9 protein-coding genes and 1 pseudogene are annotated in these 13,745 nt (G+C 69.4%); 5 read left to right on the plus strand and 5 right to left on the minus strand.

The window, feature by feature from the left end; genetic code table 11:
- Window positions 1-4: 4 nt before the first annotated feature.
- Window positions 5-1,360: a diaminopimelate decarboxylase gene (lysA, locus tag OG978_RS03320; protein ID WP_326763711.1), complete on the minus strand. Its 1,356-nt coding sequence runs from the start codon at window positions 1,358-1,360 to the stop codon at window positions 5-7.
- 488 nt (window positions 1,361-1,848) lie between these two features.
- Here lysA and OG978_RS03325 point away from each other — a divergent pair.
- Window positions 1,849-2,547 (plus strand): annotated as a pseudogene (locus OG978_RS03325) (ATP-binding cassette domain-containing protein); the annotation flags it as partial.
- Window positions 2,548-2,587: 40 nt separating this feature from the next.
- Here the strand turns inward: OG978_RS03325 and OG978_RS03330 are convergent.
- From OG978_RS03330 to OG978_RS03345, 4 genes are all read right to left on the minus strand, one after another.
- The gene (locus OG978_RS03330) at window positions 2,588-6,142 is read right to left on the minus strand and encodes an indolepyruvate ferredoxin oxidoreductase family protein (protein WP_326763712.1); all 3,555 of its coding nucleotides are present in this window, start codon (window positions 6,140-6,142) and stop codon (window positions 2,588-2,590) included.
- 408 nt (window positions 6,143-6,550) lie between these two features.
- The gene (locus OG978_RS03335; RefSeq protein WP_326763713.1) at window positions 6,551-8,218 is read right to left on the minus strand and encodes an FAD-dependent monooxygenase; all 1,668 of its coding nucleotides are present in this window, start codon (window positions 8,216-8,218) and stop codon (window positions 6,551-6,553) included.
- Window positions 8,215-8,730: a VOC family protein gene (locus tag OG978_RS03340; protein WP_326763714.1), complete on the minus strand. Its 516-nt coding sequence runs from the start codon at window positions 8,728-8,730 to the stop codon at window positions 8,215-8,217. Before OG978_RS03340 ends, OG978_RS03335 begins: the two co-directional genes overlap by 4 nt.
- Before the next feature lie 97 nt (window positions 8,731-8,827).
- Window positions 8,828-9,394, minus strand: coding sequence for a TetR/AcrR family transcriptional regulator (locus OG978_RS03345; RefSeq protein ID WP_326763715.1), 567 nt, complete (start codon window positions 9,392-9,394; stop codon window positions 8,828-8,830).
- Window positions 9,395-9,541: 147 nt separating this feature from the next.
- Between OG978_RS03345 and OG978_RS03350 the strand changes: the two genes are divergently transcribed.
- The 4 genes from OG978_RS03350 (at window position 9,542) to OG978_RS03365 (ending at window position 13,733) form a co-directional block, all read left to right on the plus strand.
- Window positions 9,542-10,411 (plus strand): fumarylacetoacetate hydrolase family protein, encoded by an 870-nt coding sequence (locus tag OG978_RS03350; protein ID WP_326763716.1) that lies wholly within the window; start codon window positions 9,542-9,544, stop codon window positions 10,409-10,411.
- Between the two features lie 296 nt (window positions 10,412-10,707).
- Window positions 10,708-11,154: a GFA family protein gene (locus OG978_RS03355; RefSeq protein WP_442817648.1), complete on the plus strand. Its 447-nt coding sequence runs from the start codon at window positions 10,708-10,710 to the stop codon at window positions 11,152-11,154.
- Window positions 11,155-11,236: 82 nt separating this feature from the next.
- A complete protein-coding gene (locus OG978_RS03360) occupies window positions 11,237-12,430 on the plus strand; it encodes a hypothetical protein (RefSeq protein WP_326769921.1) in 1,194 nt (397 codons plus the stop codon).
- A gap of 217 nt (window positions 12,431-12,647) precedes the next feature.
- Complete coding sequence (locus tag OG978_RS03365; RefSeq protein WP_326763718.1) at window positions 12,648-13,733, plus strand: protein kinase family protein; 1,086 nt, start codon at window positions 12,648-12,650, stop codon at window positions 13,731-13,733.
- Window positions 13,734-13,745 lie beyond the last annotated feature (12 nt).

Consider the following 13,745-nt stretch of genomic DNA (forward strand, 5'->3'; position numbering starts at 1 on the left):
CAGGTTAGACCGTGCCGACGCACTGCGCCGCTCCGGCACCGGACCGTACCGCCTCCGCCGCCGGTGCCGGGAACCCGGCGGGCTCGTCGACGTCCAGACGCAGCAGGTCCTCCTCGGTCTCCCGGCGCACCACGGTGCGGGCGCGGCCGTCGCGTACGAAGACGACGGCGGGGCGCGGCAGCTTGTTGTAGTTGGAGGCCATGGCGTATCCGTAGGCGCCGGTGACCGGCGTGGCCAGGAGATCGTCCACCGCGACGTCGGCGGGCAGGGCGGCGTCGTCGACGATCACGTCGCCGCTCTCGCAGTGCTTGCCGACCAGCCGTGCCCGCATGGGCCGCAGGGCGCGCGGGCTGCGCGGCAGGAACACCTCGTAGCGGCTGCCGTACAGGGCGGGGCGCAGGTTGTCGCTCATCCCGCCGTCCACGCCGACGTACGTCCGCACGCCCTCGATCCGCTTGATCGTGCCCACCCGGTAGAGCGTCAGTCCGGCGCGGGCGGCGATGGACCGGCCGGGTTCCACGGTCACCGAGGAGCCCCAGCCCGCGGCGCGTACCGCGGTCCGCACCCGGGCCGCCCACTCGGCGAACGACGGTGCGGTCTGTCCCGCCTCGTACGCGACGCCGAGGCCGCCGCCGACCGTGAGCCGGTGCATCCGTGTGTCGGCGGCGAACCGGGCGACGGCCGCGGCGCCGGCCGCGAGCTCTACCGTGTCCAGCACCTGCGAGCCCACATGCGCGTGGACGCCTTCCAGGATCATCGCCGGGGAGCCGGCGGCCCGGCGCACGGCGGCCGCAGCGGTTCCGCCTGCGAGGCCGAAGCCGAACTTGGAGTCGTTGCCACCGGTCCGGATCGCCTCGTGCGCACCGGCGGCCACTCCGGGCGCCACCCGCAACTGGACTCGGGCGGGCGGCAGGTGTTCCTCGGCGTGCAGGCGCTCGATGCGGTCCATCTCGTCGAAGCTGTCGACCACCACGTGCCGCACCTTGGCGGACATGGCCGTGCGCAGTTCCGCCTCGTCCTTGTTGTTGCCGTGCAGGACGATCCGCCCTGCCGGCACCCCGGCATGCAGCGCGACCCGCAGCTCGCCGCCGGAGGCGACATCGAGCAACAGTCCCTCTTCATGGGCCAGCCGGGCCATGGCCGTGCACAGGAACGCCTTGGAGGCGTAGGCGACGTTGTCCGGGCCGAAGGCGGCGACCGCCTCCTGGCAGCGCCGGCGCAGATGCTCCTCGTCATACACGAAGAGGGGTGTTCCGAAACGTCGCGCCAGTTCGGTGAGCAGGACGCCACCGACGGCCAGCCCTTCCGGACGGATTTCGGATGTGCCGGGCAGCAGGCCCGTTTCGATGGCTGACGTCATGCTTTCCTCCCCGGAAGCCGGCTCGCAGCCATCCTGCGGCCTGGGTGGGGGGTCATAAAAGCGCATTCTTCTGTGGCTGAGCCTCATGATTCTCGATGCTCGCGCGGTGCTGCCGATGCCGATACGCCGGACGCGCCAGGATGTCGAAGCACCGTTCCGACCGCATCATGTCGGGCCGGTGGGGCCCTTATTCCCTGGCCGGGCCTCCAGCCGCCCGTCTATGGTCCATCGCATGGGATCTCTGTGACAGATGAGGATGCGCGGCGTTGAGCTGGACTCCGTTGCCGCATCCAGCAGCGCGCTGTTGACACACCACTGCACCGGCTCTGTCCGCCGTGGCGGCGTCCGTGTCGTATTTCCGGCCCATTCGCCGAGTTTCCGGCCGATGCGCCGAGCGCGCGCTCACGCATTCCCTCATCCTCATCGTGAAACAGGAGACACACGCGTGTCGATTGCGCAATTCGCACTGCATGACATCACCAAGCGCTATCCGTAACGCCAAGCAACGTGTGGCGCAGCTGACCGAGAACCCGGTCCTGGCCCCCGCGGACCGGCTGTCCTTCGCCGCCCGCATCGACGTGGCGGGCGCGGAGGCGGAGGAGGCGGTGGCCGGGCTCGACGACGTGCGAGTCGCGGACCGGCTCACCGCCGTCTCCCTGATGATCCGGCCGGGCGAGCGACTGCTGGTCACCGGCCCCAACGGCGCGGGCAAGTCCACCTTGCTGCGGGTGCTCGCCGGGGAGCTGGCGCCGGACAGCGGCTCGGCGCACGTCGGCTGCCGGGTCGGGCACCTGCGGCAGGACGGGATGCCCTGGTCGCCCGAGCTGACCGTGCTGCGGGCCTTCGCGCACGGCCGGGACGGCTACTTGGAGGACCACGCCGAGAAACTGCTCTCCCTGGGCCTGTTCAGCCCGTCCGACCTACGGCGGCGGGTGAAGGACCTGTCGTACGGACAGCGGCGCCGGATCGAGATCGCCCGGCTGGTGAGCGACCCGATGGACCTGCTGTTGCTGGACGAGCCCACCAACCACCTCACCCCGGTGTTGGTCGAGGAACTGGAGCAGGCGCTGGTGGACTATCGGGGTGCCGTGGTGGTCGTCACCCACGACCGCCGGATGCGGTCCCGGTTCACCGGTGCCCGGCTCACCATGGACCACGGGCGCATCACCGGGTTCACGGCGCCCTGAGCCGCCCCCGCACGTTCGTGCCGGTCAGTGTGTGCCGCCTTCACAACATGTCTCGGGACGCCGCCGTGTGGGCATCCGTACGTTCGCGTCCCGAGGACAGCCGGCCGACGAGTTCCGCGGACCGGGCCCTGTATCGCGCCACTGATGCCATCTTGATCTCCTCGTAGCCGCGCACGGTGTCGGGCAGTGAGGCGATCTCGACGGCCAAGTCGTGGCCGCCCTCGTCGAGGTTCCGGCAGACCTCGTTGATCGTGGCCTCGTACTCGGAGACCAGGGCCCGTTCCGTACGCCGCACACGCGCCGCTCCGAAGGGGTCCAGGCGGGTGCCGCGGAGCCTGCGCATCGCGGCGAGTGCTTGGAAGGCGGGCTTGAACCAGGGGCCGAGTTCGATCTTGCGAGTCATTCCGAGTACCCGCAGTACGGGCGGATGGAGACGGTAGGAGATCCGCGCGCCGTCCCCGAAGCGGGCCTTGGCCTCCCGCTCGACCTCGGGGTCGAGGGAGAGCCGGGCCACCTCGTACTCGTCCTTGTACGCCATCAGCTTGTGCAGGTGCCTGGCAACGGCCTCGGTGAGTGCGGTCGAGCCGGGGACGCGCTCGCCCTCTGCTTGACGTACCTGTTCGACGAAGCGTGCGTACCTCGTGGCGTAGGCGGCGTTCTGGTACGCGATGAGGTCCGGTACCCGGACCGCCAGGAGCCGGGCGAGCTCCGACCCGGGGGCGGCCCCGACCAGTTCGAGGGTGTGCCGGGCCGCGGCGGACAGACCGCGCACCGGCTTCGGTGCGGCGGCCCGCCCCTCCAGGAGGTCGGCGAAGGCCTCGGGGTCGGCGACGGCCTGGCGGCCGAGACGGAACGCCTTGAGGTTGGCCTCGACCTTCACTCCGTTGAGGGTGATCGCCTCCTCGATGGCATGGGCCGGCAGCGGCAGCCCGCCGGTCTGGTAGGCCGCGCCCGTGAGCAGGAGATTGGCGAACTGGTCCTCACCCAGCAGGTCGTTGGCGAGCCGGCGCGCGTCGAGGAAGACCGCATCCCTGGACGATGCCCGGATCCGTTCCTTGAGAGGCTCGGCAGGGGGGAACGACACCTCCGGGTCGATCACCATCTGTCCGGTCGGGACCTCTGCCGTGGAAACGACCGCCACGGTTCGCGCCGGGGCGGCCGTCGTCAGTTGTCCGGGTTCGGCGGCGACGAGCAGGTCACAGCCGAGGTAGAGATCGCACTCGTCCAGGGCCGCTTTGGCGGCCTGTTCCGTCGCCTCCTTGGTGATCTTGATGTCGGAGACCACTGCGCCGCCCTTCTGGGCCAGGCCGGTCTGGTCGAGGGCCCGGACGTGCAGTCCGGCGAGTGAGGCCGCGGTGCTGAGGATCTGGGCGAGGGTGACCACGCCTGAGCCCCCGACGCCGGTGATCCGGGTGGTGTGGGATGCCGGTACGACAGGCTCCGGATCGGGCAGCGCAGCGCCGTCCGGCATCGGGACAGGGGTGAAGGCGGGCTTTCCGCCGGCAGGAACGACGGTGAGGAACGAGGGGCAGTCCCCCGCCAGACAGGCATAGTCCTTGTTGCAGGAGGACTGGTCGATCCGGGTCTTGCGGCCGAACTCGGTGTCGACGGGCTGCACGGAGAGGCAGTTGGACTGCTGTCCGCAGTCGCCGCACCCTTCGCACACCCGCTCGTTGATCATCACGCGCTCGGTGGGTTCGGGCACAAGGCCGCGCTTGCGCTTGCGTCGGAGTTCCGTCGCGCATTCCTGGTCGTGGACGAGCAGGGTGACGCCGGGGGTACGGGCGAGCACCTCCTGGGCCTCGGTCAGCCGGTCGCGGTGCCAGACGACGACGCCCTTCGGGAGCGTGATCTTCCGGTAGCGCTTGACGTCCTCGGTCGTGACGATGATGCGCTTCACGCCCTCCGCCAGGAGGCCCTGGGCTATCGCGGGCACGGGCATGACGCCGACGGGTTGCTGGCCGCCGGTCATCGCCACCGCCGAGTTGTAGAGCAGCTTGTAGGTGACGTTCACCCCGGCCGAGACCGCAGCGCGGACGGCGAGGCTGCCGGAGTGGTGGAAGGTGCCGTCGCCGAGGTTCTGGATCAGGTGGTCGCGTTCGAGGAACGGCTGCATGCCGATCCACTGGGCGCCCTCGCCTCCCATCTGGGTCATGCCGATCACGTCCCCGGCCTGGGCGGGGTCCATGAGCGTGACCATGGCGTGGCAGCCGATACCGGCTCCGACTGCGGCGCCCTCGGGTGCCTTGGTCGAGAGGTTGTGGGGGCAGCCGGAACAGAAGTAGGGGGTGCGGGTGAGCAAGGGAAGAAGGGGCAGCGACTTGCGCCGGGTCGTTGCCCGGTTGTTCTCCAACCAGCTCTGTACGGTGGGGAATTCGCCCAGCCCGCTCAGATGGGACGCGAGCCGTGCGGCGACGGTGTCGGGGTCGAGTTCTCCGTCGAGGGGAAACAGGGCCGAGCCGTCGGGTGTGCGCTTGCCGGAGACGGACGGCTGGTCAGCCCGGCCGTAGAGCAGGTCCTTGAGGGCGGTCTCGACGAGTGGCCGCTTCTCCTCCACGACGACGATGTGGCGCAGTCCCCTCGCGAACCGTTCGACGACCGTGGGTTCCAGCGGATGGATCATGCCGAGGCGCAGCAGTCGCACACCGCGGCGCTCCAGTTCGGCGTCGTCGAGTCCGAGGATGCGCAGGGCCTGGCGGAGGTCGAGGAAGGTCTTGCCTGCCGCGACGACACCGATACGGTCGTCGGGGCCCGTTCTGGTGATCCGGTTGAGGTTGTTGGCGGCGGCGTAGCGACGGGCGATCTCCAGGCGGGCGCCGTCCCGGCTGCGTTCCAGATCGCCGAGAACCGGTTGCACCATCCGGCTGCCCACGGTGTGGCGGTACGGCACTCCGTCGACCGCGAGGTCCGGAACGACCGGTGACACCCGTCCGGCGCTCACGTCGACGGTGCCGGAACCGTCGGCGACGGCCGTCACGATCTTCAGCGCCACCCACAGTCCGGATGCCCGGGACATCGCCACACCGTGCAGCCCGAAGTCGAGGGCTTCCTGCGGGTCGGACGGGTAGAGCGTGGGCAGGCCCAGATCGGCGAGGAGCAGTTCGGAGGCGCCGGGGACGGTCGACGACTTGGCGGCGGGATCGTCGCCGACCAGGGCCAGTGCGCCGCCGTCCGGGTGGGTGCCCATCAGGTTGTTGTGCCGGATGGCGTCCGAGGCACGGTCGAGGCCCGGGGACTTGCCGTACCAGATGGCCGTGACGCCGTCGACGCGCTTGTCCGGCTGCGCCGAGGCGAGTTGGGTGCCCTGGACGGCCGTCGCCGCGAGTTCCTCGTTGACGCCGGGACGGAAGACGATGTCGTACTCGTCGAGAAGCGAGCCGCACCGCGCGAGTTCCATGTCGTACCCGGCGAGCGGCGAACCCTCGTATCCGGAGACGAACCCCGCGGTGCCTCGGCCCTCGCGACGGTCGGCGCGACGGATGTCGAGCGGCAGGCGGGCGAGGGCCTGGATGCCGGTGAGGTGAAGGACGCCTTCTTCGCGTACGTATCGATCCTGAAGCGTGGGGCGGGAGCCGGTTGCTTTCTGAGGGGTCACCACTGCGTTCCTCCGGGTGGGGCATCTGTGGTCGTCGGGGCGGACGAGGAGTCGGCCCGGTACGGCAAAGGGCGGGCGCCCGAAACGGCTGTGTCGGCAGGGCGCGGCCATGGTGCGGTGCGCGTGTCGGCGCGGGCCGGCGCTGGTCACCGGCAGTCGGCGCAGGTCGAACAGGCCGGGACCGGTCGAGACTGCGACATCCGTGAGGCAGGCGTGGCAGACCGAGGCCGCCGGACTCGGCCTTCAGGGCGGGATCGCCGGATCGCCGGAATGCTGCGGTGGACAGGACACCCAGCGAGGGCCCGTCGACGGACGGGCCGTGCCGCCGAACGGGACAGGAGGCCGGGAGTGGGGGCCAGGAGGGCGCCGGCCACGCGGCCCGGCGCCCCACGGACGCTCCGCGCCGGGCTAGACGGACCGCTCGGCGGTGTTGAGCAGGGCGGCGAGTGCGGAGGCAGGGGATGATCCCTCGGCACTGTGCCAAGCGATGTGACCGTCCGGTCGGACGAGAACGGCTCCGTCCTCACCGATCCTGAGCACCTTGGGGCAGTAGCCGTCCGGGCTGGTGACGTCCCGGCCGATCACGACACTCCGCTTCGCCATGCCCTCCCCAGTCTCCGCGAAGGCATCGGCCCGGTCGGCTCCCCCGGGCCCCGTGATGAGGGTGAAGCCCGGTACGAGGAGGTCGTGGGTGGACACCCGTTCCCCGTCACGTTCGATCCAGGCGTGCGGAAGTCGTGCTCCGGTGACGGCGATCGGCGCGTAGTCGGTGGCCGAGATCGGGGCGTCGTCGGAGTGCCGGGCCGCTCCGTAGATGTATCCGATCTCTTGGTTGAGCGCGTCGAAGTGCGGGCGCTGTGGAGGAATGGCCTCCGCGATCCGTCGGCGTTCCGCCGCGGCGACTGCCGGGTCGGGGCTTTCGAGGCGGCCGGCGATCCTGGTCGTTTCGGGCCCTATCCCGACCTCGGCCATCTTGATGGCGTTGAGCATGCTGTGGCGGGCGTTGCCGACGGCGACGGGACGGCGCTCACGCTCGTAGGTGTCGAGCAGGGCGTCGGAAGCACCGTCCCTCAGCACGGCGGCGAGTTTCCAACCGAGGTTGTCCGCGTCGGCGAGGCCGCTGTTCATCCCCAGGCCGCCGGTCGGCGGGAACTGGTGCGCCGCGTCACCCACGAGGAACACACGGCCGCTGCGGTACGTCTCGGCGGTCCGGGCCGTCATGGTCCACGGCCCCACGGAGCGGACGTCCACGTCGAGTTCGGTGGTTCCGACGGCCTCCCGGATGATCTGGGCGCACCGTTCGGGCGGGTAGTCCTGCGGTGATTCGACAGCCGGGTCGATGGTCCGCTGGAAGGTCCACCGGCGAGCACCGTCCATCCCGATGAGGAGTCCCGGGGAGGCACTGTTGATCAGCCAGACCAGCAGGGCAGGATCCTCTCTCATCCACGGGGACAGATCGGCGTGGAAGTAGATGTTCAGCTGGTGGCCGAGGACCGGGGAGCCGTCCATCGCGATGCCGAGCGTGTCGCGCAGGCCGCCGGTCGCCCCGTCCGCCGCCACGGCGTAACAGGTGCGCAGGATCTGCCGCCCGCCCACGCCTTCCACGGTGACGTCGACACTGTCGCCGAGGTCCGTCACCTCCACGACGGTGGTGCTGTAGTGCACGGTGGCCATGCCCTGGGCGAGGACCGCGTCGAGGAGGTGTCGCTGTACGCGGTCCTGGGCGCAGGAGGTGAGCTGCTCGGCGGAGGCGTGGATCCGGCGCAGGAGCTGGTCCTCCGGGCCTTCGACGAGGTCGATCCGGCCCAGTGGTTCCCCGGCGAGGGTCTGCTTCCACAGGATGGTGCCGGCCCATGCCGGGTCGACCGCGTCCGCCCGGACGGCGTCCGCGATGCCCCAGGTTCGGAACAGCTCCATGGACCTGGTGTTGACGACGTGGGCGCGAGGGTGCGGATTGATCCCGTCGTACTGTTCGAAGACCACACTGCGGACGCCGTACTGGCCTAGGACGAGCGCGGTGGCGAGCCCCACGGGGCCGGCTCCGATGATGACGACCGGGGCATCGATGTCGGTCATGCGCGCCTGACCAGTTCGGCGAAGGACTCACCGGCGTCGAAGCGGCGCACCAGGTCGTCGGGGTCGAACTCGACCCCGATCGGATTGGCTTCGAAGGCTCCGGACCGGAACCACTCGTCGAGGGCTTCGTCGGTGGCGAAGTTGTCGATCTGGAGCTCGATGTGATTGCCGTCGGGGTCCTCGAAGTACATCGAGGTGGTCGGGCCGTGGTTGATGCACCAGAAGGGCAGGATGCCGTCCTTCTTCAGCCGCTGGTACGTACCGAGCAGGTCTCCGAGCGTGGTGTAGGTGAATGCCGCGTGGTGCAGACCGGTGTGCGCGTCCGTCGGACGCTCGGACGCTCCGGTGGCGATAAGCGCGACACGGTGGTGCTCGTCGTCGTAGGTCAGGAAGGCGAGGGCCTCGTTGGCGAAAGTGACGCGGCCTTCGAGGACGCGTATGTACCAGTCGGTCATGGGCGACAGACGGCCGGTGCGCAGGACGATGTGGGCGAGTTTGCCTGGAGAAGCCATGGAGCGGCGACCTCCTTATCGAGGGCACGACAGCCCTCTTGGCTGTCATACAAGAGAACCTTAGGCAGGCTCTTGTATGACAGTCAAGAGATGGATGTCAGCGCGCCGCCGCGACGGCCACCAGCGCCTCCATGAGGAGGTCGATGAACTCCCCGATCGACCGGTCAAGCCCCCGGGCACTGACCAGCAGCCCCTCGAAGAGCACATTCGCCATATCCGCCACGGGCGCGACATCGACCCCCTCGGGCAACTGGTTCGCGACGGCCGCGAGAAGGCGATCCTCCAGCCACTCCCGCATGCGGGAGTAGACATCGGCGAGGGCGGGCGACTCGTCCATGCGGTCATACGCCTCCCGGTGCAGCCCGCGATACGCCTCCAGGTCGGCAAGGAACGTCACCAGCTGCCGCCGCGGATCCTCTCCGATCACGGGATCCGTCTCCACGCGCTCGCGCTCGCGCCGGAAGAGGCGGTCCAGCGCGGCGGCGAACAGGTCGTCCTTGGTCGGGAAGTACCAGCGCACGGCATTGGCCGCGACGCCGGCCGCCTTGCCGACCTCGGTCAGACTGGTCCCCTTGTACCCCTTGACGGCGAAGAGCTCCCAGGCGCTGTCGACCAGGACGGCCTCACGCTCGACTTTCGGGATCTGTTGACGGTTCCTTGGCATAGCAACCCAGCCTAGGCGGCGCATCCCCGCCCCCATCCGCTGCATCCGAGAACAGCAACCCGGCAACCGATGAACTCTTGACTTCGAAACAAGACCTCTCTTGACTTAGGCACAAGAGAATGTGTCCCCAACACGCGGGAGTCCGTGATGCGCCTGTACAGCACAGCCCTGGGCATCGCCAGGGAGGAGAGCCCCGGCGAGCTCTCCGTACTCGACCTCCCCTTCGCCGACCTGGGCGCCCTCCTGCACGGACCGGGTATCGACGCCGCACGCGCGGCGACGGTCGTCCGGCGGGTCGCCCTCGACGAGGTCCGGGTGCACGCCCCCGTACCCCGGCCCGGGAAGATCCTGATCGTCGGCCTCAACTACCCCAGCCACGCGGAGGAGGCCCTGGAGATGTTCGCCGCGATGGGGCGTAGGGACATCACCCTGCCCACTGAGCCGAATTTCCAGCTGGTCGCCGGATCCGCGGTCACCGCACCGGGCGACGACATCCGCCTGCCGGCCGTCGCGGCCGACCAGGTCGACTACGAGGGCGAGGTGGCTGTCGTGATCGGCCGGTCCGCGAGCGCGGTCTCCGCTGCCGAGGCCGCGAGCCACATCGCCGGTCTGACCATCGCCAACGACGTCTCCGCGCGCGATATCCAGCACCGCGCGATGTCGGGCGATCCGACCGCGTCCATCGGCGTGGCCAAGAGCTTCGACACCTTCAAACCGCTCGGCCCCTGCCTGGTCACCCCGGACGAGTTCACCGAGCCGCTCGATCTGCGGCTGCGCACCCTGGTCAACGGTGACGTACGCCAGGACGACCGCACCAGCAGCTTCATCCACGGTGTGGGCGAGCTGATCTCCCACCTCTCCCGCTATCAGACCCTCGAACCCGGAGACGTGATCCTCACCGGAACACCACGCGGCGCCGGCGTATTCTCCGGTCGCCATCTGCGCCCCGGCGACATCGTCGAGGTCGAGGTCGAGCGCATCGGCACGCTCCGCAACCGCGTGCGGGCCGCCCCGTGATCGCCACCACCAGCGCGGACATCGCCTGATCACTGAGCCATGGTGACGGTGATCATCCGAACCGTCACCAAGCTCTCGCCGCGATCGCCGGTATCCCGGCGACCGTCGCTACACCCCCATCGCTCAGCCGTCGACGGCCTGCCCCGGCCTCAACCTCACGACTGCCGACGGTTCACCGCTCGGGGTGAACTTGATCCCACCTGCGGGGCCTGAAACCCCCGAACACCAGCCCGGGACCCCGGCCCAGTAGCAAACTGACGCTCCCAGCCCTCCTCTGGATCAAGGGAGATGTTCGAATGACCGTACCGGCCTCCGCACCCGAACCGCGGACGGGACGCTGCCGGTGCGGCGACATCGTTTACGAGGTGACCGGCGCTCCGGACGACCCCCACCTGTGCTCCTGCGAGCACTGCACGCTCATCTCCGGCTCGCCGGCCATGTCGTGGGTCGGGTTCCGCAGGGAGGAGCTGACCTGGACCGGCCCCGGAGGCGAACCGGCCTGGTATGCGACCTGGCCGAGCCTGCACCGCGGCTTCTGCCCGCGCTGCGGGACCCACCTCGTCTCCGTCGCAGACGACTCGGCGATGATCATGGTGACGACCTTCAGCCTCAACGAGCAGAGCGGCCTCGAGCCGGTCGGGCACAGCTTCTGCCAAATCGCCGTGCCGTGGATGACCATCACCCTCGCGCCCGATCCGCTTCATCAATCGGGCTGCCCGAGCCGTTCCCCGGCACGTTATTGATGACCGTCTCCCGCTGGTCATCGGACAGGAGTTGGCCGCTGGTTACGTTCACGAGCCGGGCAGCGGCTACGGTGCTGTTGTGATGATCAACGGGGAGGACACGACGCCCGGGACCGCGCTGTTGATCGCGGCAGCCCCGGCCGGCAAGGGCTGTCTCATCAACGCGACCGGCGCCCTGCCCACGCTCGCGGCGGTCCCGCCCGGCATCCTGACCGGCACGACGGCAGCCACCATCATCGAACTCGCCGACCCGACCGACCCGCAGACCCTCCTCACCCGCATCCGCGCCGCAGCCGCCGCACCGGGCCCACTCACCCTCTACATAACAGGACAACTCCACCTCGACCACAAGCAGCGCCTGATCCACCTCGCACTCGCCCGGACCACGCCGACCACCCTCCGCTACACCGCATTGCCCTGGCACTGGTTGGCCGGCGAACTCAAACTGCGCCGGCCGGGTACCACCACCGTCGTCACCGACATGGTCGCCGACCCGGACGCCTGGCAGCAGCTCCGTGCCGAGGGCCTAGAACTCGGCTACGGAATCCGCGCATACGGCCGGATCACCCCACCGCCGCCCCGCCGCCGAATCGCAGAACCGGCCTACCTGAAGGCCCTCGCGACCACCTGGCGCAACGGCATCAACCCGCCACTCGCCCAGCTCCACGAACAGGCCGCCGCCCACGTCGGCCCCGTCGACGCACTGTTCCTCGCCGTCGACATCACGACCGTCCCCGCCCCTGCGGGCTCGGCCGTCCAGGCACCGAGCCTGCCACACCAAGAGCCCTCACCCGCGCCAACAGCGCCTGCTCCGATCCCGGAGAGCGCCAGGGCGTCCGAAGAGGATCCGCTGCCCGAGATCTTTGCCGCCGCCCATGCCGGGCGGCACAGTGAGGCCGCGTCGCTCGCTTCCATGTGGGAGGGGTGGGCTCTGCGTACCCACGGTGCGGGCTCCGCGCAGACCACCCACTGGCTGGAGGTCCGGGCCGACCTCGCTCGCCTGGCCGACGATCCGGCACGCAGCTGCGAGCTGTGGATGGCTGCCGCCGACGCCCGCCTTGCCCGGCAACAACCCCCGGACGACCCTGCCGTAGAAGACGCCGTGGACCGCGCCCACCACCAGTGGCAGCAACTTCGCGACCCGCAACGGGCCCGGGAACTCGGCCCGCCCCTGGTCTCCTTGCGCCACCACGTACCTGGCCGGCGCCCCGGAGCGGTTGAAGACCTCCAGCGCCGACTGGAACTACTGCACACCACGCCCCCGGTGGGGGCCTGACGTACGGCATCCTGACTGGAGACCGGGCCATCTGTCGGGCACGACCCGAGCTGCGCCACCACCAGTCGTACTTGGCGAGGTCGGCGCGCCGTGCTCACCCGCTTTGCGTTCGCTGATCCTGGCGCCGACGTTCACGTACAGTGCGGTGAAGCTCGCCCATGGACAGCGGCTGTTGCCTTCAAAACGCCTTCGGTCAGCCACGAGGAACGAGGTAGGCATGCGGATCCAGGCGATGGTCGACGGCGCCGGAATGCTGTCCGGCGAGCGGTCGGCCGCGTACAGCGCCGTTTCCACGTCCCTGGCCCGGCGCAGCGATCAAGAACTGGGCGAGCTCGTGGACGCTGCTGCACCACTCGGTTCCGGCATCGGTGGGCGGTCGGCGCTGCTGGAGGTTGCAGGTAGGTCGGTCTTCGTGAAGCGGGTCTCCCTGACTGAGTTGGAGCTTCGGCCTGACCATCTTCGGTCTACGGCGAACGTGTTCGAGCTACCCGTCTTCTGTCAGTACGGCATCGGCGGGCCGGGCTTCGGGGCGTGGCGGGAGGCTGCCGTCCACACGATGACCACCAACTGGGTGCTCTCAGGGCAATATCAGGGGTTTCCGCTGATGTACCACTGCCGTGTCCTGCCGGACACGGCACCGGCCCTTCCGGAGGAGCTTGCCGACGTGGATCGGGCCGTGTCCTATTGGGGAGGCCGGCCGGAGGTACGTCGCCGTATCGAGGCCCTCAGCAAGTCCCCGGCAAGCCTCGTACTGTTCCTGGAGTACATCCCGCAGACGCTGCACGAGTGGCTCACCGAGCAGGTACGAGTCGGTGACGAGGCAGTCGGCCGGGCCTGCACCCTGGTGGAAAAGGAACTGGAGGCCGGTACTTCCTTCATGAACGACCACGGTCTCCTGCACTTTGACGCCCACTTCCAGAACATCCTGACTGACGGCCGGCGCCTCTATTTCGCCGACTACGGCCTGGCTCTGTCGTCCTGTTTCGACTTGGCCCCCGCCGAGGTCGACTTCTTCGAGCGGCACAGAACGTACGATCGCGCGTACACGCTCAGCTACTTGGTGAACTGGCTGATCACTGGTCTGTACGGGTACGAGCGGGCGGAACGGGAGGCGCTGATACACGCGTGTGCCGAAGGAGCCCGACCTCCCGTCGGCCCGCCGGAGGTCATGGCGACCATCGCCCGGCATGCATCGCTTGCGGCAGTCGTGACGGACTTCTACGGGAAGCTGCAGCACGAGAGTCGCGAGACCGCGTACCCGCTGGCGGCGATCCACCAGATCTTCGAGTCGCGCAACAGTTGAGCGTCCTCGGAT

This window comes from Streptomyces sp. NBC_01591, assembly GCF_035918155.1.
Classification (GTDB): Bacteria; Actinomycetota; Actinomycetes; order Streptomycetales; family Streptomycetaceae; genus Streptomyces.

Excerpts from the sequence above, each read along its gene's own strand:
- lysA (WP_326763711.1), bottom strand. The coding sequence starts at position 1,360 with ATGACGTCAGCCATCGAAACGGGCCTGCTGCCCGGCACATCCGAAATC.
- OG978_RS03335 (WP_326763713.1), bottom strand. The coding sequence starts at position 8,218 with ATGACCGACATCGATGCCCCGGTCGTCATCATCGGAGCCGGCCCCGTG.
- OG978_RS03355 (WP_442817648.1), top strand. The coding sequence starts at position 10,708 with ATGACCGTACCGGCCTCCGCACCCGAACCGCGGACGGGACGCTGCCGG.
- OG978_RS03360 (WP_326769921.1), top strand. The coding sequence starts at position 11,237 with ATGATCAACGGGGAGGACACGACGCCCGGGACCGCGCTGTTGATCGCG.
- OG978_RS03340 (WP_326763714.1), bottom strand. The coding sequence starts at position 8,730 with ATGGCTTCTCCAGGCAAACTCGCCCACATCGTCCTGCGCACCGGCCGT.
- OG978_RS03365 (WP_326763718.1), top strand. The coding sequence starts at position 12,648 with ATGCGGATCCAGGCGATGGTCGACGGCGCCGGAATGCTGTCCGGCGAG.
- OG978_RS03350 (WP_326763716.1), top strand. The coding sequence starts at position 9,542 with ATGCGCCTGTACAGCACAGCCCTGGGCATCGCCAGGGAGGAGAGCCCC.
- OG978_RS03345 (WP_326763715.1), bottom strand. The coding sequence starts at position 9,394 with ATGCCAAGGAACCGTCAACAGATCCCGAAAGTCGAGCGTGAGGCCGTC.